The sequence below is a fragment of the Cellulomonas sp. H30R-01 genome (assembly GCF_010119915.1).
GTDB classification, from domain to species: Bacteria; Actinomycetota; Actinomycetes; order Actinomycetales; family Cellulomonadaceae; genus Cellulomonas; species Cellulomonas algicola.
Map to the genome: position 1 here is coordinate 3,447,186 of NZ_CP048210.1, position 20,061 is coordinate 3,467,246.

19 protein-coding genes and 1 riboswitch are annotated in these 20,061 nt (G+C 73.2%); of the genes, 6 read left to right on the plus strand and 13 right to left on the minus strand.

The window, feature by feature from the left end:
• Nucleotides 1-100: 100 nt before the first annotated feature.
• On the minus strand, nucleotides 101-586 hold the full coding sequence (locus GXP71_RS15405) for a nucleoside deaminase (protein WP_162353360.1): 486 nt from the start codon (nucleotides 584-586) through the stop codon (nucleotides 101-103).
• 28 nt (nucleotides 587-614) lie between these two features.
• Nucleotides 615-2,432 (minus strand): glycosyl hydrolase, encoded by a 1,818-nt coding sequence (locus tag GXP71_RS15410; protein WP_162353361.1) that lies wholly within the window; start codon nucleotides 2,430-2,432, stop codon nucleotides 615-617.
• A 140-nt stretch (nucleotides 2,433-2,572) separates the two neighbouring features.
• Nucleotides 2,573-2,647, minus strand: a riboswitch (cyclic di-GMP riboswitch).
• A 353-nt stretch (nucleotides 2,648-3,000) separates the two neighbouring features.
• Between GXP71_RS15410 and GXP71_RS15415 the strand changes: the two genes are divergently transcribed.
• Together GXP71_RS15415 and GXP71_RS15420 are read left to right on the plus strand one after the other, a co-directional pair.
• Entirely contained in the window at nucleotides 3,001-4,563 is a 1,563-nt protein-coding gene (locus tag GXP71_RS15415; RefSeq protein WP_162353362.1) for a glycosyltransferase, read from the plus strand.
• The gene (locus GXP71_RS15420) at nucleotides 4,553-6,031 is read left to right on the plus strand and encodes a glycoside hydrolase family 26 protein (protein ID WP_162353363.1); all 1,479 of its coding nucleotides are present in this window, start codon (nucleotides 4,553-4,555) and stop codon (nucleotides 6,029-6,031) included. The genes GXP71_RS15415 and GXP71_RS15420 overlap by 11 nt, the downstream gene beginning before the upstream one ends.
• 288 nt (nucleotides 6,032-6,319) lie before the next feature.
• On the opposite strand, the gene GXP71_RS15425 is transcribed toward GXP71_RS15420, so the two are convergent.
• Nucleotides 6,320-6,694 (minus strand): VOC family protein, encoded by a 375-nt coding sequence (locus GXP71_RS15425; RefSeq protein ID WP_162353364.1) that lies wholly within the window; start codon nucleotides 6,692-6,694, stop codon nucleotides 6,320-6,322.
• Nucleotides 6,695-6,879: 185 nt separating this feature from the next.
• On the opposite strand from GXP71_RS15425, the gene GXP71_RS15430 reads away from it, so the two are divergent.
• Entirely contained in the window at nucleotides 6,880-7,068 is a 189-nt protein-coding gene (locus GXP71_RS15430) for a hypothetical protein (RefSeq protein WP_162353365.1), read from the plus strand.
• A gap of 45 nt (nucleotides 7,069-7,113) precedes the next feature.
• On the opposite strand, the gene GXP71_RS15435 is transcribed toward GXP71_RS15430, so the two are convergent.
• From GXP71_RS15435 to GXP71_RS15460, 6 genes are all read right to left on the minus strand, one after another.
• Complete coding sequence (locus GXP71_RS15435) at nucleotides 7,114-7,740, minus strand: YitT family protein (protein ID WP_238402445.1); 627 nt, start codon at nucleotides 7,738-7,740, stop codon at nucleotides 7,114-7,116.
• Between the two features lie 226 nt (nucleotides 7,741-7,966).
• Nucleotides 7,967-8,578 (minus strand): DUF2231 domain-containing protein, encoded by a 612-nt coding sequence (locus tag GXP71_RS15440; RefSeq protein WP_162353367.1) that lies wholly within the window; start codon nucleotides 8,576-8,578, stop codon nucleotides 7,967-7,969.
• A 482-nt stretch (nucleotides 8,579-9,060) separates the two neighbouring features.
• Complete coding sequence (locus GXP71_RS15445) at nucleotides 9,061-9,978, minus strand: carbohydrate ABC transporter permease (protein ID WP_202924261.1); 918 nt, start codon at nucleotides 9,976-9,978, stop codon at nucleotides 9,061-9,063.
• Nucleotides 9,975-10,928, minus strand: coding sequence for a carbohydrate ABC transporter permease (locus GXP71_RS15450; protein WP_162353368.1), 954 nt, complete (start codon nucleotides 10,926-10,928; stop codon nucleotides 9,975-9,977). The genes GXP71_RS15445 and GXP71_RS15450 overlap by 4 nt, the downstream gene beginning before the upstream one ends.
• Nucleotides 10,928-12,313, minus strand: a complete 1,386-nt coding sequence (locus GXP71_RS15455) for an ABC transporter substrate-binding protein (protein WP_162353369.1) — start codon at nucleotides 12,311-12,313, stop codon at nucleotides 10,928-10,930. Before GXP71_RS15455 ends, GXP71_RS15450 begins: the two co-directional genes overlap by 1 nt.
• A 187-nt stretch (nucleotides 12,314-12,500) precedes the next feature.
• Nucleotides 12,501-12,650, minus strand: coding sequence for a hypothetical protein (locus GXP71_RS15460; RefSeq protein ID WP_162353370.1), 150 nt, complete (start codon nucleotides 12,648-12,650; stop codon nucleotides 12,501-12,503).
• Nucleotides 12,651-12,951: 301 nt separating this feature from the next.
• Between GXP71_RS15460 and GXP71_RS15465 the strand changes: the two genes are divergently transcribed.
• Nucleotides 12,952-13,563, plus strand: a complete 612-nt coding sequence (locus tag GXP71_RS15465) for a PAS and ANTAR domain-containing protein (protein ID WP_162353371.1) — start codon at nucleotides 12,952-12,954, stop codon at nucleotides 13,561-13,563.
• 40 nt (nucleotides 13,564-13,603) lie between these two features.
• On the opposite strand, the gene GXP71_RS15470 is transcribed toward GXP71_RS15465, so the two are convergent.
• A complete protein-coding gene (locus GXP71_RS15470; RefSeq protein ID WP_162350971.1) occupies nucleotides 13,604-14,443 on the minus strand; it encodes a hypothetical protein in 840 nt (279 codons plus the stop codon).
• Nucleotides 14,444-14,489: 46 nt separating this feature from the next.
• Entirely contained in the window at nucleotides 14,490-15,485 is a 996-nt protein-coding gene (locus GXP71_RS15475; protein ID WP_162353372.1) for an ANTAR domain-containing protein, read from the minus strand.
• Between the two features lie 235 nt (nucleotides 15,486-15,720).
• On the opposite strand from GXP71_RS15475, the gene GXP71_RS15480 reads away from it, so the two are divergent.
• Nucleotides 15,721-17,628, plus strand: a complete 1,908-nt coding sequence (locus GXP71_RS15480; protein WP_202924262.1) for an adenylyl cyclase — start codon at nucleotides 15,721-15,723, stop codon at nucleotides 17,626-17,628.
• Nucleotides 17,629-17,739: 111 nt separating this feature from the next.
• On the opposite strand, the gene GXP71_RS15485 is transcribed toward GXP71_RS15480, so the two are convergent.
• Nucleotides 17,740-17,922 (minus strand): hypothetical protein, encoded by a 183-nt coding sequence (locus GXP71_RS15485; RefSeq protein ID WP_162353373.1) that lies wholly within the window; start codon nucleotides 17,920-17,922, stop codon nucleotides 17,740-17,742.
• Nucleotides 17,923-18,178: 256 nt separating this feature from the next.
• On the opposite strand from GXP71_RS15485, the gene rbsK reads away from it, so the two are divergent.
• Nucleotides 18,179-19,084, plus strand: coding sequence for a ribokinase (rbsK, locus tag GXP71_RS15490; protein ID WP_162353374.1), 906 nt, complete (start codon nucleotides 18,179-18,181; stop codon nucleotides 19,082-19,084).
• A 25-nt stretch (nucleotides 19,085-19,109) separates the two neighbouring features.
• On the opposite strand, the gene GXP71_RS15495 is transcribed toward rbsK, so the two are convergent.
• Nucleotides 19,110-19,916 carry a Fic family protein gene (locus tag GXP71_RS15495; protein ID WP_162353375.1) on the minus strand — a complete coding sequence of 269 codons (807 nt, stop codon included), beginning with the start codon at nucleotides 19,914-19,916 and terminating at the stop codon, nucleotides 19,110-19,112.
• Nucleotides 19,917-20,061 lie beyond the last annotated feature (145 nt).

A 20,061-nucleotide genomic window follows, 5' to 3' on the forward strand; every position in this document is an offset into this window, starting at 1 on the left:
GTCGGACGGCCTCCTCACGGTCGACGCGGCCGGCGACGGCGACGTCGGACGACCTCGTCACGTCGACGCGGGCGGCGCCGGCCCGCGCTGCCGGCCGGGCTCAGCGCGACCGGTCGGCGTGCTCGCGGTGCAGCAGGCAGATCGCGTCGACGAGCGCCTCGGCGGGCCCGTCGACGACCGCGCCCGGGACGACGGACTTCACGGGCAGCGGCGCGACGGGCCCGGCCGGCAGCCCCCACGCGCGCCGCCACGCGACGAGCTGCCCGCTCGACGCGACGTAGACGATCCGCCCGAGCCCGGCCCACCCGTGCGCGGCGGCGCACATGGGGCAGTGCTCGCCCGACGTGTAGACCGTGCAGCCGCCGCGCTCCTCCGGCGGGAGGTGCGCGGCGGCCCAGCGGGCGATCTCGAGCTCGGGGTGCCGGGTCTGGTCGCCGTCCTTGACGCGGTTGCGGTCCTCGAGCAGGACGGTCCCGGCGGCGTCGACGAGCACCGAGCCGAACGGCTCGTCGCCGTCGTCGAGCGCTTCGCGCGCGAGCGCGACGCACCGTCGCAGGTGGACCAGGTCGGCGTCGGTCACGGCCATGCTGCCGACCCTAGGCCGCGGCCGGCGGTCAGGACAGGCGCGGCGTCTTCACGCTGGCGATCGGCCCGACGAGGGTGCCCGCGGAGTTCTGCGCGACGACCCGGTAGTAGTACGTCGTGCTCGGCGCGAGCCCGCCGAGGAGCCCGCTCGACACCGACTTCTCGTACGTGAGGGCGGCGACCGACGTGACGGGTGACGTCTGGCCGAGGGCCGTGGTCGTGCCCCACTCGATCCACGCCGTGGTCGCGAGCCGGTGCGGGTGCACCTGCGCCACGAACGTGGTCGACGTCGCGGTCGTGCCGGACGTCCACTGCTTCGACGACGTGGGCTTCCCGGCGGTCTCGAAGCTGCTCGTGGTGACGGTCGTGCCCGCGGGCGTCGTGGTCGTGGTGCGCACGTAGTAGGTGGTGTTCGGCTGCAGCGTCCCGAGCGGCTGGTTGACCGCCTTCGCGTAGGACACCGCCGGGACGGACGTGACCGGGCCGGTCGTCCCGTAGGCGGTCGTCGTACCCCACTCCGACCGCACGGTGCCCGCGAACCCGTGCAGGTCGACGAGCGCCTGCGACGTCGCGGACGTCGTCGTGACGTCCTTGGCCGACACGGTGACCGTCGGCACGGGTGCGGCCTCGACGGAGACCCGGTCGGTCGACGTGCGGCCGGCGGTGTCGGTCACGGTGAGCCGCAGCGCATAGGTGCCGCCGGCGTACGTCCGGCTCACCGTGGCGGGCGGCGTGCCGGTGCCGGTGAGGGGTGCCGATCCGTCACCGAGGTCGAGGGTCCACGAGGCGATCCCGGCCCCGGGCGTCGAGCCGGCGGCCGACGAGCGGGACGCGTCGACCGTGACGGCGAGCGGTGCGGCGCCGTGCGTCGCGGAGACGCGCAGCCACGCGGTGGTGCGGGTGCGGGCGGCGGGGTCGGCCGCGATCGACTGGAACGCGCCGAGCGTCGTCGGCGAGGAGTCCGCCCACCACGGGCAGCTGCCCTGCTGGTGGAAGTAGAGGACGGCCTTGACCTCGGGCCAGCTGGTCCACGTGGTCATCGAGTCGCGCAGCCACGTGGCCTTGCGCTGCGCGTTCGTCGGGTCCTCGACGGAGCCCCACTCGGCGACCATCATCGGCTTGCCGTGCTTCTGCGCGAACGCGCGCACGGCCGTGGACTGGGTCGCGACGCTCTGCCAGGACGTGGGTCCGCCGGGGTTGCAGCCGTTCCAGTTGTAGACGTCGAGCCCGACGAAGTCGACGACGTCGTCGCCGGGGTAGAGCGCGTCGGCGGTCGTGGTCGCGTTCACGGCGAACGGTGTGGGCGTGACGATCCACGTCCAGACGACGTTGCTCACGCCCTTGTCGCGGAACACCTGCACGTAGTGCCGCCACGCGGCGCGGTACTCGGCGGCGGTGCCGAAGCCGGTCGCGTAGTCGGGCTCGTGCTGGAAGGTGAGGTAGAGCGGGACGCCGAGGCCGGCGACGGTCGCGGCCTGCGCGGCGATGGTCGCGTCCTGGTCGCCACGGGCGATGGACGCCCAGCTCACCTTGGTCCCGTCGACGCGCTTGGTCGCGACGGACAGGACGGGCGTGCGGCCACGCTCGACGGCCGAGGCGACGCCGCCGGCGCGCAGGTCCTCGTCCCACTGCCGGTAGAGGCGCTGGGTGTCGAGCTTGCGGCCGACCGTGTCCTCGAACGTCGCGACGGCGTCCTCCTGCGTGGACGTGCCCTTGGCGACGAACGCGCCGAAGAGAAGGCCGCTCTGCGGGGTGAGGGCCGCGGCGGCGCTGCCCGGTGCGGGCTCGGCGGCGGTCGCGGGTGCGGCGACGCCGGTGCCGAGGAGGCCGGCGACGAGGGCCGTCACGACCACGGCGGCGCGCCGGCGGGTCGTGCCCGGCCGGAGCGCACGGGTGCCCCGGAGACGGCGGGTCGGGTGGATCTGGGCATGGGTGATGGCGCCCGCAACGGGCGTGGACGTGCGCAAGTGAAGAGCCCCCTGAGTCGTTCGGCAGCCTGGCGGACCTCGAGGGCCCCATGGCTTTGCGTCCCTGCCTCGCGGCAGGTTTGCCGTTCTCGCTGACCGAACAAGCGTACGAGCACACACTTGGACGTGTATATAGGACGAAGGTCCTAGACAATTGTCTAGATAGTCATATCTGTACTGACCAACTTGTGGACGGGTATTTCCCTTCACGGGTGACTCGTGGAAACTGTGAGCACTTGTCCGGTACGCCGGACCTGGCCGCTCCCGAACGCCGGGATCCGGCGCCGCACGACTGCTCGGGGACCGGGGGGACTCCGACCGCGTGCCGCGCCGCCTCACCGCTCGACGCCGAGCAGCCCTTCCCCCGCGACGCCCTCGCCGCCGACCCCGAGCGGCCCGACACCCGCCGCGTTGAAGACGCCGACGCCTCGACCCGAGGAGCTCCCGCGTGCTCATCTTCCTGCTGCAGGTCCGTGACCTGCTCTCCGACGCCCCGTTCGAGATCTATCTCTTCGCGTTGTTCACCGCCCTCGTCTGGCTCATCTGGCTCGTCAAGGTCGTGCTCTCCGCGCGCTACCGCACGTGGACGGAGCCGTGCCGCGCGACCACGTCCGTCGTCATCCCCGTCGTCGACGAGCCCCTCGACCTGTTCCACGACGTGCTGCGCCGCATCACCGAGCAGCAGCCGCACGAGGTCGTCGTCGTCATCAACGGACCGCGCAACACGGCCCTGGAATCCGTCTGCGACGACTTCCCCGAGGTGCGCCGAATCTGGACGCCGGTCGCCGGAAAAAGGAACGCGGTCGCCATCGGGGTGGAGGTGTCGACCGGTGAGGTCATCGCGCTCGTCGACAGCGACACCATCTGGACGCCCCACACCCTGACCGAGCTCGTGAAGCCGTTCAACGACCCCAAGGTCGGCGGCGTCACCACCCGGCAGCGGATCCTCGACCCGCGGCGCAAGTTCATCACCCGCTGGGCCGACTGGCTGGAGAACAGCCGCGCGCTGTACGCGATGCCCGCGCAGTCCGCGCTCGGCCAGGTCGGGTGCCTGCCCGGCCGCACGATCGCGTTCCGCCGCGACGTCCTCCAGCGGGCGATGCCGCAGTTCCTCGGCGAGGAGTTCCTCGGCATCTTCCTCGAGGTCTCCGACGACCGGACGCTCACCAACCTCACGCTCAAGCAGGGGTACCGGACCGTCTACCAGCACACGAGCCTCGTCTACACCGACGCGCCCCTGAAGCTGCGCAAGATGGCCAAGCAGCAGCTGCGCTGGGCGCGCGGCAGCCAGTACAACACCCTGCGGATGCTGCCCTGGATGACCGGGCACGCCCCCGTGCTCGGGTTCTTCTTCGTCATGGACATCCTGCTGCCGTTCCTGCTGCTCGGGACGTGGGTCGGCGGGCTGTACCGGACCCTGACCCAGACCGGCTACAACTTCTACAAGCCGCTGCTCGAGCTGCGGCCCGGGTGGCAGGGCGTCGTGCTGCTCGTCGGGCTCGTCGTCGCGGCCAGCTGGCTGTCGATGGCGCTGCGGCAGATGCGGCACCTGCGGGAGGTCCCGCGCGACCTGCTCCTGCTGCCCGCGTACATCGTGTTCTCGACGTTCTTCCTCATGCCGATCCGGCTGCTCGGGTTCTTCCGCATGGCGCACGTCGCGTCGTGGGGCACCCGCGCGCACGCGTACTCCGCGGACCGCTCCGACGGGGTGCTCGACGTCGCCGAGGACGCGCTGCGCGCCGACCCCGACCGCCCGATCGACGCGGCGCTGCCGTCCGTCGGCGACACCCCGCCGTCCGGGGTGCCGATCGCGGGCGGCTCGGGCCACGGCCCGCAGGCGACGCGGACCGCACCCGGCACCCGTGCGGAGCGCCGCACCGAGACGCTCACCTACGTCCGGACGCAGCCGGCTCCCCCGGCCCGACGGCGCCGGCTCAACCCCAAGGCCGCCGTGCCCTACCTGCTCGGCGGTGCCCTGCTCAGCGTGGAGGCGCTCGCCTATGTTCTCTGACCGCCTGTTCCGCCTCAGCCGCCGTCAGCGCATCAGCGGTGCGGCCCTCGTCGTCGCACTCCTGCTGGTCACGGGCCTCGCGTGGTCGACGCCGCAGGGCCAGCGCTTCTGGGAAGGGCCCTCCGCGGCCGAGGTCGCGCTGCAGACCGAACGCGCCCGGGCGGACGACCTCAAGACCCAGCTCACCGCCGCGGAGAAGAAGCTGACCGGCGGCCGGCCGCCCGTGCTCGACACCGTCCAGAAGGCGCGCGCGGACGACCTCAAGGCCCAGCTCGACGCGCTGCAGGCCGAGCTCGTCGCGACCCAGCAGGCCCTCGGTCGCGCCGAGGCCGAGGCCGCCGCGCAGGCGAACACCGCCAACGTCGTCAACGGCGAGCTCAAGGCGACGCGCGAGCGGCACAACGCCGCCGCCGTCGACACGACCGCGAAGATCGCCGACCTGCGCCGGCAGGTGCAGGAGCTGTCCTGGAAGGTCGAGAACCCCAAGGGCTACGTGCCACCGCCCGTGACCGCGTCGATGACGAAGTCGCAGATCCTCGCCGCCAGTCAGCTGTTCGGGCTCTACACGACGCAGAGCCCGTTCGACTACGCCGAGTTCAACGGCGTCGAGGCCGCCGTCAACCGCAACGCGAACGTCAGCGGCTACTTCCAGTCGTGGGACACCCCGTTCCGCCCCGACGCGGTGCAGGCCGCGTGGAGCCGCGGGCAGATCCCCCTGCTCACGTGGGAGAGCCAGAGCCAGATCGGCTCGATCACGAACTACGTGCCCGAGTTCTCGCTCAGCCGCATCATCGGCGGCGCGTTCGACGACTACCTGCACCAGTACGCCCGCGACATCGCCGCCACCGGGCTGCCGCTCGTCATCCGGTTCGACCACGAGATGAACGGCTCGTGGTACCCGTGGTCGGAGATCCGCGGCTGGGACGGCGGGTCCGTCAACGGCAACAAGCCGGGCCAGTACGTCGAGATGTGGCGTCACGTGCACGACATCTTCGAGGCCGAGGGCGCGAACGACCTCGTCGTGTGGCTGTGGGCACCCAACCGCGTCAACAAGATCCCCAGCCAGCCGCACCCGCGGCAGTTCTACCCCGGCCCCGAGTACGTCGACTGGGTCGGCATGTCCGGCTACTACCGCCCGGGCGACCCCGTGCCGACCTTCGACGACACGTACGCGATGACCCTGCCCATGCTGCGCGAGGCCGCTCCCGGCAAGCCGATCTTCCTCGCGGAGATCGGGGCGACCGAGCGCGGCGGCAAGAAGGCGCAGTGGATCAGCAGCCTGTTCGACGGGCTGGCCCGGCCGGAGAACAGCGACATCATCGGCATCGGCTGGTTCAGCCTCGCCGTGACCTCGGGCGAGGGCAGCGGGCGCTCGACGAACGACTGGCGGCTCGACTCGTCGCCGCAGTCGCTGCGCGCCGCCGCCGACGGGTTCGCGCGCACCGGGATCGGGCTGCCGCGGCCGTGACCGACGCGACCCCCGGTCCCGGTCCGCCGCCGGGGTCGGGGGTCGTCGTCCGTCGAACGTCGGTCGTCGGTCGTCGGTCGTCGGTCGTCGGTCGTCGGTCGTCGGTCGTCGGTCGTCGGTCGTCGGTCGTCGGTCGTCGGTCGTCGGTCGTCGGTCGTCGGTCGTCGGTCGTCGGTCGTCGAGCGTCGGCGTCGGGTCTCGTCCGTCGACCGTCGGGCTTCGGGCGTCGAGAGCCGGGTCGGCGTCGGTCGCGCCGCGACAGGCGCGGGGCCGCGCGCCAGGTGCGCGTCAGCCGCGCCAGGCCGGGAGCTGCTGGACCGACCACTCGTTGCCGTCGGGGTCCCGGAAGCCGGTGAACCGGCCCCACGGGAACTCCTGCACCTCGGGTGCCTCGACGCCGTGCTCGACGAGGAAGGCGCGCGCCGCGTCGGCGTCGTCGACGACCACCTGCAACCCCTTCACCGATCCCGGCGCGGCGTCGGTCAGGCCGAGCCCGACCGCGATCGAGCACGCGGAGCCGGGCGGCGTGAGCTGGACGAAGCGCACGTCGTCGCTCACGCGCTGGTCGTGGTCGACGACGAACCCGACCTTCTCGGAGTAGAACGCGACGGCGCGGTCCACGTCGCTCACGGGGACGATCACGAGCTCGAGCCTGAACTCCACGGGAGACCCCCTCGGTCGGTCCGCCGGACGTCCCCGGCGGCGTCCGGCCCATCGTCCCGCGGACCACCCACACGGCGCCCCTGCCCGGCAGGACGGAACCCCCCGCCACGGGTGATGCCGCGGACGTGGCCGCGGCGGGAGGGTGCGCGTCGAGGGCACGACGGCGCGAGCGACGGGAGCGGGACATGGCGAAGGGCTCGGACGCGGGCGGTGCGGGCGGCGGGGCGGTCTACGGCCTCGGGATCATCGGGGCGGCGGTCTACTACTTCTCGGCCGGGGAGGGGTTCTGGGACTTCGTCCTGGCGATCCCGAAGGCGCTCGTGTGGCCCGCGATCGTCGCGTACGAGCTGCTCAAGTCGTTCTACGGCGGCTGACGTCTGGCGCCGCGACGTGGGCTGCCGCCGGCCGGTCCGGTCAGGTCAGAAGCCGGTGTAGCGGCCCGGCCGGTGGTTGAACGTCACCACGAGGCTCAGCAGCACCGCGCCCGCGGCGGACACCAGCACGTCGAGCGGCGGGGCGACGGTGAACGCCGCGAGGACGACGAGCGTGTCGAGCGCCATGAGCACGTGCCCCGCACGGATCCCCGACCGCTCCTGCAGCAGGACGGCGACGATCGAGAACCCGCCCACGCTCGCCCGGTGCCGGAACACGACGAGGATGCCCGTCCCGCACAGCAGGTTGCCGACCACGGCGGCGAACCACGGGTCGACCGACGCGACGTCGAGGTGCGCCGCCGTGACCGCGGTGCCGAGCGACACCAGCCCGACGGTCGCGGCGCTGCGCAGCGTGAACGACCAGCCCGACCGGTGCGCCGCGAGCGCGAAGAACGGCACGTTGAGCGCGAAGAACAGGACGCCGAGCGGCACGTCGACGACGTGCCCCAGGAGCAGCGCGGCACCCGCGATGCCGCCCGTGACGAGCCCGCCGGTCCGCAGCAGCGACATGCCGACCGCGACCAGCACGACGCCCGTCACGAGGCCCAGCAGGTCCTCCGCGCGCCCGTGCGGGATCGCCGTGGGCAGCGTCGGGGTGTCGGTGGTGGCCATGGTGTCGTCCTCGGTCGCGTCGTCGTGGCGGGCGACGCTGCCCGGGGCGTGCGCGGCTCGGTGCATCGCGCGCAGGACATTGTGACCGACGACGACGCGGTCGCCTACGGGACGTAGGGCGGTCAGCCGGGGTGGCCCGCCTCACGCGACCGCGTCGGACGCGGGGCGCCGGATCGGCCTCGAGTCAGGCGACCGAGTCGGGCGCGCGCGCCGGACCGGCCTCGGCTCAGCGCACCGGCGCGTCCGGGTCCCGCGGGGGCGAGCCGAGCACGTACGCCATGTGCCCGCCCAGGAACCCGCCGACGCCGAGCGCCGCGGCACCGGCGGCCGACGCGAGCAGCCCGACACCCCGGTTGCCCTTGCGGCGGGCCAGCCACGACGCCGTGTAGCACGCGAGCGCGACGCCGTTGGACGCCGCGTGCACGACGCCGACGCGCCGGGTCCGGTCGTCGGCCACCGACCAGTCGGCCCACCCGGTGACGACCGTCGGTCCGGCGGCGAGGATCCCGGCACCGATGAGGCGGCGCGCCGCCTTCTCCTGCCCGACCGCGTCGAGGACCGCGGAGCTCATCCACAGGCCGAGCGGCACGTCGGTGAGCAGCGGGTGCGCGGCGTGGCCGAGCGGCTTGCCGCGCAGCAGCCGCCGCAGGCCGTCGTGCTGGAGAGGCCCGCGCCACAGCGCGGCGACCCGCTCGACGATCGGGTCGAGCTGGTGCGCGTTCTCGAGCGCCTGGGCCAACCGGTCGGCGACGGAGTCGGCGCGCGGGCCTGTGTGCCTACCGGTGCTGTGCTGCTCGCCGGACGCGTCGCCGGGTCGGTCGGTGTCGGCCGTGACCATGAGGACTCCTCGGGTACGTCGCCGTGGAGAGCTCGGCGACGGGCTCGTCGGCCACGTCCTGACCGTCCTCTCGACCCTACGCAGGGGTGCGACGGCGTGCCCGCCGGCGACGCACCGCCTGATCCTCGCGGGCGCGTGCCGACACCACGGTGCGTCGACAGGGTCGGTGCCGAGCATCGGGTCGTCCGGTCGCGCCTACGGCGTGGGGGCGAACGGTGGCTTTCTCCGGGCGGCGTCTCGCGGCCGTACGACCGCTGGTGCCACACCGCCGGTGACGCACGAGAACCACGCGCTACTGGGCCTGCTGCTACCGGTGGCGGCATCGAGGACTACCCGGGGCGCCGGCTCGCCCGTGCCTTGTCCCGCGCCGCGGCGTCGGAGCGGACGCCGCGGCGCTCCCGCACGTGACCCCGGCGGTCGTGCGGCCCGCACGGACCGTGCATCAGGACGGAGAGGAACTCCCGCGGGTGGCGTCGCGGACGTCAGCCCTTCGAGCCCGTCGTCGCGATGCCCTGGACGAAGTGCCGCTGGCCGAGGAAGAACAGGAGGATCATCGGGATCGTCGTGATGACGCTGGCGGTGACGACGATCTCCCAGTGCCACTCCCCGCCGAACCCGAACTGGTCGAGCATCGCCTTGAGCCCGCGCGGGACGGTGAACGTCGCGGAGTCCTGCAGGTAGATGAGCGGCCGCATGAGGTCGGTCCACGCGGCCTGGATCTCGAACAGCAGCGTGAGGATGAGCGCGGGCCGGCACAGCGGCGCGGCGATGCGCGCGAAGATCGTCCAGTTGCCGGCGCCGTCGAGCCGTGCTGCCTCGAAGAGCTCACGCGGCAGCGAGAGGAAGAACTGCCGCAGCAGGAAGATGTAGAACGCGCTGCCGAACAGGTTGCCGCCCCACAGCGGGGTGAGGCCGCCGACGAGCCCGAGCTGCTTCCAGATCAGGTACGTCGGGACCATCGTGACGGCGCCGGGCAGCATCATCGTGGCGAGCACCAGCCCGAACAGGGGCCCACGGCCGGGGAACCGGAAGTACGCGAAGCCCCACGCGACGAGCGCGGAGGACAACGTCACGGTGACCGCGGCGAGCGCCGTGACGATCACGGTGTTGACCAGCCAGGTCGCCATGGGGGCGACCTGCCACACCTCGACGTAGTTCTGCAGCGTGAACGTCTGCGGGATCAGCCGGTTGTCGAACACCTCGCCGCGCGGCTTGAACGACGCGGACAGCAGCCAGACGAACGGGTAGACGAACGCGACGGTCGCGAGCACGAGCGCGCCGAGGACGGCGACGCGCAGCGCGAGCCGTCGGGGCGGGCGCCGACGCGGGGCCGTGCGGGTCTCGGGGTCGGCGGTGACGACGCCCTGGGGCATGCGCGTCGCGGCGGCGGCGGAGGTCATCGGTCCCCCTCGTAGTAGACGACGCGGCGGCTGACGAGCATCTGGACCCCGGTGATCGCCATGATCACGAGGAACAGCAGCCATGCCAGCGCGGAGGCGTAGCCCATGTGCAGGAACTCGAACGCCTGCTGGAACAGGTAGATGACGTAGAACAGCGCGGCGTCGTTCGAGTACGTCGTGTTCCCCGACCCGAAGAACGCCGTGTACGCCTCGGTGAACAGCTGGAGCGCGGCGATGGTGTTGACGACCACGACGAAGAACAGCGGTCCGCTGATCATCGGGAGGGTCACCGCGCGCGTGCGGTGCCAGAACCCGGCGCCGTCGACGCGGGCCGCGTCGTACAGGTCGGCGGGGACGTTGCGCAGCGCCGCGAGCAGGATGATGACGGTCGAGCCGACGGTCCACAGGCCCATCATCACGAGCCCGGGCTTGACCCAGTCCGGGTCCGTCGTCCACGCCGGGCCGTCGATCCCGATCCAGCCGAGCATCGTGTTGATCGCACCGCGCTGGCCGTTGAACAGCAGCAGGAGGAGCACGCCGATCGCGACGGGCGGCGTCATCTTCGGCAGGAAGAACGCGGTGCGGAAGAACCCCGCCGAGCGGGCCGCCCGGTCGAGCAGCAGCGCGAGGCCGAGCGCGAGCAGGATGTGCGCCGGCACGGCCATCACGGTGTAGATGAGCGTGTTGCGCAGCGCCAGCGCGACCTTCGGGTCCGCGAACAGCTCCCGGTAGTTGTCCAGGCCCACGAACTGCGGGTCGTTGATGACGTCGTAGTCCGTGAACGACAGGTACGCGCTGTAGACCATCGGCCACGCCGTGAAGACGAGGAAGCCGACGATCCACGGGGCGATGAACCACCACGCGTTGCGGGCGTCCCGGCTCGACACGCTGGACCGCCTCCGGCGCGGGGCCTCGACCCCGGCCGGCGCGGTCGTCGTCGTCGCCGCCATCAGTCCGTCGTCCCGCCGTCCCAGCGCTCCCACGCCTTGTCGAGAGCGTCCTGCGCCTCCTTCTGCGCCTGGTCGAGCGCGTCCGCGGGCTCCTGCTGGCCGTTGAGCACGCGGTTCACCGCGTCCTGCCACGCCGTCTTGAACTCGCTGTCGGCGGGGTTCGCGGGGAGTGCGAACGTGTGGTCGTTGGCCTCGTACATCGCGTTCACGCCCGACGCCCACGGCTCGTCGGTGACCGTCACGAGCGTCGAGCGGATCTCGTCGTCCGCCTTCTCGTTGCCGGTCAGGACTCCCGTGAACACGAGGCCCTCCTGCTCGCGCGCGTCGGCCCGGGCCTGCGCCGCCGCCATCCAGCTGTCGAACGACACCATCGACGCCGCGAACCGGCACGCCGCCTCGGGGTTCGCCGAGCCGGCCGGGATCGCCCACGCGGAGCCCGTCGCGTACGCGAGCGGCTCACCCTCGGGCGTGCGGAACGCGTCGAACGCCATCGGCGCGTCCGGCGAGTTCTCGTTGAGCACGTTGACGTACCACTGCTCCATCGGCATCGCGCCGAGCGTCGACGACGCGAACTGGTTGCCGGAACCGAAGAAGTCCGCCGCGTCGCGCGTCGACTTCACGCCCGCGAACCCGCCCTGCACGTCGTAGACGTCGACCGCGAACTCGAGCGCCTCGAGCACCTTCGGGTCGTCGAGCTGCGCGGTGCGGCCGTCCTCCGACAGCAGGTCCGCGCCGTTGGCCTTGGCCCACAGCGGGAGGAACTCCGGCATCTTCGAGTCGTAGCCGATGACGCTCACCGTGCCGCCGCTGGACCTCGACAGGGCCGTCGTCGCGGCCGTGACCGCGTCCCAGTCGGAGCCGTTGACGTCCTCGATCGTGAGGCCCGCCGCGTCGAGCAGCGACTGGTTCGCCATCGTCAGCTGCACCTGGTTGAACTCCGGGACCCCGTACAGCTGGTCGCCGAACGTCACCTGCGCGAGCGCGGCGTCCCGGAACGCGTCCTGGTCGATGTCCTGCGACGCGTAGCACTCGTCGAGCGGCACCACGGCACCGCGCGACGCGAACGTGCCGATCTGGTCGCGGTTCGCGTACACGATGTCCGGCGGGTCACCGGCGGCGACGGCCGACAGGAACGCCTGGATGTCGAGGTCGCCCTCGATCAGCGACACGTCGACGTCGGGCATCGACTCCTTCGCGCGGTCCAGACGCGTCTGGCCGATCTCGTCGCCCGCGCCGAAGCCCATCACGGTGAGCTTCCCGGAGACGTCCGCGTCCGGGTCGAACGACGGTGCCGCCGTCCCGTCGCCGCCGCCCGTCCCTCGGGCGCACGCCGTCAGGACCAGCAGGACCGCCGCACCCGGGACCGCCCATCGCACTGCACGCATCGGAGCCTCCGCCTGGCTCGAAGGGCGACCGACGTCGCCCCTGACGCGCTCCGAACTGCCTCAGGGCTCCCCTCAATATGAACCGCTTCTCCCGGGTCGGCGAGCCGAAGCGGTTCTCCCGGCGGCGCGACCTGCGACGTCGGTGCGTGTCGCCCCGCGGCGGCGGGGCGAGGGGGTCCCCCTGCTGTCAGCCCGCGTCCGAGCGGTCCTCCTCCGACGACTCCGACGACTCCGACGCGTCCGTCGCGTCCGTCTTGGTCGGGTCGAGCTCCGACTCGTCGGGGCCGTGACCGGCGCTCAGCGGCCCCCGGTCCTTGTCGTCCTGTGCGCGGTCCATGCGACTCCCTCTCCCGGGACGCCTGCCGCCAGGCCCCGGCCTGACCGGGGCGTTCTCGACGCGTCCACGCTACGAGCCGGTCCGTCAGAGCGCCATCGGCGCCACCGCTCACCTGCCCGCTTCGCGGAGGAGCGCACCGCGAGCCGCTTCTCCGTCGGTGCGCCGGCCCGTGTCCCCTGGTGCGGGACCGGGACGGGACTCGGATGCCGCGAGAAGACGCCGTGACTACGCTGGGCGCATCATCCGGCCGAGGGTGTCCAGCCACGGGCGCGCGGGAGCCGGGAGTCGCGGAGCACGAGTGATGGACGACCTCCAGTCGGGACAGTTCCTCGTCCCGGTCCAGGGCCGCCCCTGGTGGTCGGACGAGCTGTACGCCGTCCTCGGGATGTCCCCCGGCGACGTCCCGCCGACGCTCGACGCGCTGCTGCGGCACGTCCGCGTCGACGAGCGGGAGGCGCTGCGCCGCGCGGTCGAGGAGTGCGCGCGCGGGGGCGCCGCGTTCGCCCAGGTGCACACCGTCAAGCGACTCGAGGGCGAGTCCCGGGTCATGGCGATCGCCGGAGTCGCGGAGCCGGCGGGACCGGGGCACGACGTGCGCGGCGTGGTCGTCGACGTGTCCCCCGATGTCCGCGCGCGTGCCGCGCGGGCCGTCAACGCGAAGCTGCCCGAGCTGCTCGCGGAGCGTCCGGTCGTCGAGCAGGCGATCGGGTGCCTCGGCCTGGTCTACGGGGTCGACCGGGCCGGCGCCCTGGAGATGCTCCGGTGGAGCGCGGACCGGCGCGACGTCGACGTGACCGCAGCCGCACGGCTCGTCATGCAGGCAGCCGTCGCGGCGCGCGGCGACCTCGGCACCCAGGGGGGCCGACTCGAGCGTGCCGTCGCGAGCGCACTCGACGACACGCCACCCGCCTGACGCGTCTCCGCACGCCGCGCTCACGCGATCGGGAGCATCGTCACGAGGGATCGCGCCGCTCGTCCCGCACGCGCCGGGCCGACAGCACCTCCTCCGTGAGGTCGTCGACCTCGCTCACCCGGACGGTCCACGGACGCTGCCCCGCGTCGCCGGCGATGGGCTCGAGCTCGATCGACTGGAGCTCCTCGCCCACGGTCTCCAGCTCCTCGTGCGTCGACAGGAGGTCCTCGTTCGCCGTCTCCAGCTCCTCCACCGTGGACCGGAGCTCCTCGTCCGTCGACCCCGGCCGCTGGGACGCGGCCCTCGCCCGTCGCGGGCGCCCCGCGCGACTCATCCGCCAGTCGACCTCGGCCGCCTCGCGGTGCTCGCGCGCTCGGGAGCGGTGGCGACCGGAGTCCGACCCGAGCCGTGCGAGCCGCTCGTGCACGTCGGCCGCGGCCTCGTGCGCGAGGGCCGCTCGTTCGAACACATCGGCGGACCGGGCGCGCACGGCCGCCGCGGCGCGCTGCACCTCCCGGGCCGAGCCCGCGGCGTCGCCGACGTCGGGACGCGACGACCCGCGTCCCCCTTGCGGCTCCGCCAGCCGCCCGCGCGCACGCGTCGCGCGCTCGACCGCGGAGCGCGACCTCAGAGTCGCGCGCGGGTCGGTCGGGGGCGCGGCCCACGGCGCCTGGTCGGCCCTGTCGTCGAGCTCGCTCACGCGTTCCACCACGGTCTCGTCCGGGAGGTCGATCAGGTGGGGTCGCCCGAGTCGCAGCGCCGTCCGCCGTCCGCGCGCGATCGCGTGCCACGCGTCGGCGGTCGGCTCACCCTCGAGCCGCCGGCCGACGAGGGTCGCCCAGCCACCGTCCCAGCGCACGGTGCGCACCGCGTCGTCCATCAGCACCACCTCCGCCCCCCGCGAGGCTCGTCGGGTGTCCTGCTCGTCAGGCGCCGACGGCGCCGAGGCGACGTCCCGGCGCGAGGGCCCCGTCCGCGGCGCGCACGACGCGCGCCGGCAGGGTCCCGACCATCCCGGCGGGGTCGCCGGCGGGGACGACGACCCGCAGCCGGACGTGGTCGGAGTCCGCGCGCCGCGCCGTCCCGGCGAGCAGGTGCCGGGCCGCGGCGCCGATCCCCGCCGTGCGTTCGAGGTCGACGACCAGGCCGCCCTGCGCGCGGGCCTCGGACCACACCGTGCCGAGCGCCTCGGCGAGCAGCCGCGCGGTCCACGGGTCGACCCGGCCACCGACCGTGACCACCGGGCCGTGCGGCCCGTAGGTCGTCGTGGTGACCTCGCCGCGGTCGGCACGTCGACGGGGCGGGGCGTCCGGGTCGTCGAGCATGCGCTCGAGTGCGTCGCGGGCCGACGGTGCCAGGCTCTCGGCCGCGCGCACGACTGCGACGACCCGCTGGGCGAGCAGCGCGAGCTTGACGTTGAGCCGCATCGAGCTCCAGCGCAGCAGGTCGAACGCCTCCTGCTCGTCGATGCCGTACACGAGCATGAGGGCGCCCTTGGCCTGGTCGACGAGCGCGTGGGAGGCGAGCGCGGTATCGAGCTGCAGCCGGGCGTCGTGCCGCGCGGCGGCGGTGACGGCCTCGTCGACGTCCAGGACGAAGCCCCCGACGCGGGGCGCGCCGGCGTCGTCGCGCTCACGGGCGCCGGTGAGCGTGACGCGTCGTCGGCCGTCGCCCTCGGCCGCGTGCACGCGGTGCGACACGGCGAAGGACGTCCCGTGCGTCACGCAGGCGGCGAGCGCGTCGGTGACCCGCCTACGGTCGTCCTCGTGGATGCGGTGCAGCAGGCGTCCCACGCCCACGGCGCCCGGCTGTGAGCCGCCCGTCCTGGGGCCGTAGGTCGCCTGCATGGTGTCGGACCACCACCAGCGACCGCCCTCGTCGTACGTGTAGCGGCCAACCGCCTCGGCTGCGTGGACGGGCATGGGTCCTCCTCGCGGCTCCGCCGCGAAGGAAGAGAGAGGCTGGGTCCGAACCCCCGGGTCCGTCGTGGACGCCGCTGCTCTCGACAGTAGACCCGGGGCCCGGTGCCCGCGCGGTGCGTCGGCCGTCGCGCACGCCCGAGGCCTGTTCGTGGACACGTTTCACCGGCCTCTTACTAACAGGTCGGTAAGTGTGGTTTCCTCCCGTGTGTCCACCCTCGACGGAGAGGAACCCCGCATGGACCCGCACGTCCCTGCGAGCAGCCGGTCACGACGACGTCGTCGCACCCCGCTGATCGCGACCCTCGCCCTCGCGCTCGCCGCCACGGCCGCCGCGCCCGCCACCGCGCACGGCGGCGGTCAGCCCGCCACGCCGAACCTCGGCCCGAACGTCGTCGTCTTCGACCCGAGCATGCCCGTCGCCGACATCCAGGCGAAGGTCGACCAGATCCACGCGCAGCAGGTCGACGCCGAGATGGGCACCGCCCGGTACAGCCTGCTGTTCAAGCCCGGCGAGTACGGCACCGCCGCGCAGCCCCTGCAGATGAAGGTCGGGTACTACACCGAGGTCGCCGGCCTCGGGGCGTCGCCGACCGACGTCGTCGTGCACGGCAAGATCGAGACGTACAACCGCTGCCTGTCCGACGACCCCGCGAACCCCAACTGCCTCGCGCTCGTCAACTTCTGGCGGACCCTGTCGAACCTCACGCTCGACATCGACGGCGCCGGCCAGGACGGGTGCCGCGCGTCGGCCAACTTCTGGGCCGTGTCGCAGGCCGTGTCGCTGCGCCGGATCAACGTCCTCGCGAACGAGGGCGACCCCGGGTTCTCGCTCATGGACTACTGCACCGCGGGTCCGCAGTTCGCGAGCGGCGGGTTCATCGCCGACTCGCGGTTCGGCGACGTCGTCAACGGGTCGCAGCAGCAGTGGCTGACCCGCAACAGCTCGGTGCGGAGCTGGTCCAACGCCGTGTGGAACCAGGTGTTCGCCGGCGTCGAGGGCGCGCCCGCCGACACGACGTTCCCCGACCCGCCGTACACGACGCTCGACACCACGCCCGTCAGCCGGGAGAAGCCGTACCTCTACGTCGACGCGCGCGGCACGTGGCAGGTCCGCGTCCCGTCGGCCGCCGAGGGCACGCGCGGCATCACGTGGGCGAACGGCATGACGCCCGGCCGCTCCATCCCGCTGCGCGACTTCTACGTCGCGAAGCCCGGCGACTCGGTGCTCAAGATCAACGCGCAGCTCGCGCTCGGCAAGCACCTGCTGCTCACGCCCGGCGTCTACGACATCGCCTCGACGATCGCCGTCTGGCGCCCGGGCACCGTCGTGCTAGGCACGGGTCACGCGACGCTCACGTCCGCGCGCGGGGCGACCCCGCTGTTCGTCGCCGACGTGCCCGGCATCGTCGTCGCCGGAGTCACGATCGACGCCGGTCCGACCAAGTCGTCCGTGCTCCTCAAGGTCGGCCTCGACCACCGGCACGCGCCCGACTGGGGCACCAAGAGCCGTCGCGACCCGATCACGCTGAGCGACGTCTACTTCCGTGTCGGCGGACCCCACAAGGGCAGCACCGACGTCGCGCTCGAGATCAACGCCGACGACGTCCTCGTCGACCACACCTGGGTGTGGCGCGCCGACCACGGCGTCGAGGGCTTCACCGAGGGCGTGAACGGCGACACCGAGCGGTGGCGCACCAACATCGGCCGCAACGGCGTCGTCGTGAACGGCGACGACGTCACCGCGACCGGCCTGTTCGTCGAGCACTTCCAGCAGCACAACACCATCTGGAACGGCGAGCGCGGACGCGTCGTCCTCTACCAGAACGAGCTGCCGTACGACCCGCCGACCCAGGCCGACTGGACCGAGCCCGACGGCACCCTCGGGTGGGCCGGGTACAAGGTCGGCGACAAGGTGAAGACGCACCAGCTGTGGGGCGCGGGCGTCTACGTGTTCAACCAGAACAACCCGTCGATCGTCACCGAGAACGGGTTCGAGGTGCCGCAGCGTCCGGGCGTGACGCTGAAGCACGTCATGACCGTCAACCTCAGCGCGGGCACGATCCGCCACGTGGTCAACGGTGTGGGTGGTCAGGTGGACAACTCGAACACGGGGACCCCGTCGTTCGTCACGTCCTACCCGTGACAGGTCCGGTGGGTCGCAGGCCGTGGCTGCCTGCGGCCCACCGGGTCGGCTCGCGGCTCCCGGCGGTCGTCCGCCGGGTCAGCTCGCGCGCTGTGCGCGGAGGTCCGCTGGTCAGCTCGCGCGCTTCGCGCGGAAGTCCTCCGCCATCTGCTGGGCCTGCGCGTTGATGACGCGACGCAGGCTGTCGTAGAGCAGCTGGGTTCGGGCGGCACTCTCGCCGCTCTCCACCGCGCGCGCCCAGGCGCGCTTGGCCGCGGCGACGTCGGCGTTCGTGACCTCGATCCGCATGTCCATCCCACAAGCCTCCCTGAAGTCCTGGGATGACTGAGGCTGGTTGGACCCAGGTCACCCGATCGTGTGCCGACGACGTCCGCCGTCCGGGTGCGCCCGTCGCCGCCTCGGCGCAACGGCGCCCGACGACCTCTGCTGGACCGTTGCCGACGGTAGGCGACCCCCCGCGAAGCGCAACCGGGGACCCGTGCGGCGGGCACGGCCGCGACACGCGACGCCGTCGCGGCCACGATGTCCTCGTCGAGCACGAGGAGTCGCCATGGGGCACGACGTCGTCGTCGTGGGGTCGGTCAACGCCGACCTCGTGCTGCAGGTCGACCGTCACCCACGGCCCGGGGAGACGCTCCTGGGCCGTGACGCCGTGACCCTGCCCGGTGGCAAGGGCGCGAACCAGGCCGTCGCCGCCGCCCGGCTCGGCGCGTCCGTCGCACTGGTCGGGGCCGTCGGCACCGACCCGGACGCCGCCGTCGCGCTGAGCCTGCTGACGTCGGCGGGCGTCGACCTCACCCACGTCGCGACCGTCGACGGGCTGACAGGGCTCGCCGTCGTGACGCTCGCCGACGACGGCGAGAACACGATCGTCGTCGTCCCGGGCGCCAACGCCGCCGTGACACCAGCGGCCGTCGACGCCGCTCGCGACGTGGTCGCGGGCGGCCGCGTGTGCGTGCTCCAGGCGGAGATCCCGCTCGACGCCGTCGGCCGTGCCGCGCACGTCGCGCACCGTGCCGGCGTGCGGGTGCTGCTGAACGTCGCACCCGCGACCACGCTCCCCGACGACGTCGTCCGTCTGGCCGACCCGCTCGTCGTCAACGAGCACGAGGCGACACTCCTGCTCGGACGCCCGATCACCGCGGGTGCCGAGGGTGCCCGCGGCGCTGCCGCGGAGCTCGCGGCGCGCGGGCCGGGGTCGGTCGTCGTCACGCTCGGGACGTCGGGGGTCGTCGGGCACGAGGCGGGGGCGTCCTGGTCGTGGCCCGCCGTGCGCGTCGACGCGGTCGACACCACCGGTGCCGGCGACGCGTTCGTCGGCGCCCTCGCCGCCCGGCTCGCCGCCGGAGACGCCCTCCGGGACGCGGCGGCGTTCGCGACCCGTGTCGCCGCGGCGTCCGTCACGCGCCTCGGCGCCCAGCCGTCCTACCCGTGGGCCACCGACCCCCTGCCGTGAGCGACGGCCGGCTCGGCGCTCCGGCTCACACGACGCGGTGTCGGGACCGTGCGGCGAACCGATCCATCGCGTCCAGCACCTCGGCCGCCTGCCAGACTCGGTCACGCGCGCCGTTCCCGACCTGCGTCAGGACCCCGTCCTCCACGAGTCTGTCGACCGCGAGCCGGGCGTTCACCGTGGTGATCCCGAGCCGGTCGGCGACGAGACGGACGTCGACGACCGGCCGCGTCGTGAGGAGGTCGGCGAGCGCCCATGCGGCCGCGCCCCGGCGCGCCCTGATCCGTTCGCCCCACCCGGCGCGCGTGTCCGAGACGTCGGCGATGAGCCGTCGCGAGCTCGCCAGCGCCGGGAAGACGGCGTCGGCGACCTCGACCACGATCGGCTCGGCGTCGCCGTCCCGGTAGACGGACAGGGCGCGGAAGTACCGGTCGGTGTCGGTCAGCAACCCCGCCGACACCGGGACGATCGCCTCCCGGGCAAGCCCCCCGTGCCGCAGCTGGGCGTGCAGGAGCGCCCGCCCGGTGCGGCCGGTGCCGTCCGGGAACGGGTGGATGGACTCGAACTGCGCATGCGTGAGAGCCGCCTGCGCGAGTACCGGCACGTCCTCGCGCGCCATGAACACGGCCAGGTCGTCGATCGCGTCCGGGACGCGGGTGTGCACGGGGGCGACGTACGTCGCCCCGTGCGGGCTCCGGGCACTCCCCCCGATCCACACCGCCTCCTCGCGCCATCGTCCGGCAGCCGACGGCATGTGGTCGGCCATCAGCGTCCGGTGCATCGCGAGGATCGCGGCGCCGTCCAGCCGCTCGGCGACGTTCAGGGCCTCGGCCATCGTGGCGACGTTGGCGACGACCTCGTCGGCGTTCGCCCGCCCCTTCCGACCGAGCTCGGCAAGAGCGATCGCCTTCGGGGATGACGTGAGGTTCTCGATCTGCGACGAGCTCGCGGCCTCCGTGCGCAGCAGCAGTGCCGCGCAT

What these genes read in the sequence shown, in the direction of transcription:
- GXP71_RS15480 (WP_202924262.1), top strand. Translation starts at nt 15,721, where the DNA reads ATGGACCCGCACGTCCCTGCGAGCAGCCGGTCACGACGACGTCGTCGC.
- GXP71_RS15435 (WP_238402445.1), bottom strand. Translation starts at nt 7,740, where the DNA reads ATGGCCACCACCGACACCCCGACGCTGCCCACGGCGATCCCGCACGGG.
- GXP71_RS15430 (WP_162353365.1), top strand. Translation starts at nt 6,880, where the DNA reads ATGGCGAAGGGCTCGGACGCGGGCGGTGCGGGCGGCGGGGCGGTCTAC.
- GXP71_RS15440 (WP_162353367.1), bottom strand. Translation starts at nt 8,578, where the DNA reads ATGGTCACGGCCGACACCGACCGACCCGGCGACGCGTCCGGCGAGCAG.
- rbsK (WP_162353374.1), top strand. Translation starts at nt 18,179, where the DNA reads ATGGGGCACGACGTCGTCGTCGTGGGGTCGGTCAACGCCGACCTCGTG.
- GXP71_RS15475 (WP_162353372.1), bottom strand. Translation starts at nt 15,485, where the DNA reads ATGCCCGTCCACGCAGCCGAGGCGGTTGGCCGCTACACGTACGACGAG.
- GXP71_RS15465 (WP_162353371.1), top strand. Translation starts at nt 12,952, where the DNA reads ATGGACGACCTCCAGTCGGGACAGTTCCTCGTCCCGGTCCAGGGCCGC.
- GXP71_RS15485 (WP_162353373.1), bottom strand. Translation starts at nt 17,922, where the DNA reads ATGGACATGCGGATCGAGGTCACGAACGCCGACGTCGCCGCGGCCAAG.
- GXP71_RS15495 (WP_162353375.1), bottom strand. Translation starts at nt 19,916, where the DNA reads ATGGCCGAGGCCCTGAACGTCGCCGAGCGGCTGGACGGCGCCGCGATC.
- GXP71_RS15455 (WP_162353369.1), bottom strand. Translation starts at nt 12,313, where the DNA reads ATGCGTGCAGTGCGATGGGCGGTCCCGGGTGCGGCGGTCCTGCTGGTC.
- GXP71_RS15405 (WP_162353360.1), bottom strand. Translation starts at nt 586, where the DNA reads ATGGCCGTGACCGACGCCGACCTGGTCCACCTGCGACGGTGCGTCGCG.
- GXP71_RS15445 (WP_202924261.1), bottom strand. Translation starts at nt 9,978, where the DNA reads ATGACCTCCGCCGCCGCCGCGACGCGCATGCCCCAGGGCGTCGTCACC.
- GXP71_RS15450 (WP_162353368.1), bottom strand. Translation starts at nt 10,928, where the DNA reads ATGGCGGCGACGACGACGACCGCGCCGGCCGGGGTCGAGGCCCCGCGC.
- GXP71_RS15460 (WP_162353370.1), bottom strand. Translation starts at nt 12,650, where the DNA reads ATGGACCGCGCACAGGACGACAAGGACCGGGGGCCGCTGAGCGCCGGT.
- GXP71_RS15420 (WP_162353363.1), top strand. Translation starts at nt 4,553, where the DNA reads ATGTTCTCTGACCGCCTGTTCCGCCTCAGCCGCCGTCAGCGCATCAGC.
- GXP71_RS15470 (WP_162350971.1), bottom strand. Translation starts at nt 14,443, where the DNA reads ATGGACGACGCGGTGCGCACCGTGCGCTGGGACGGTGGCTGGGCGACC.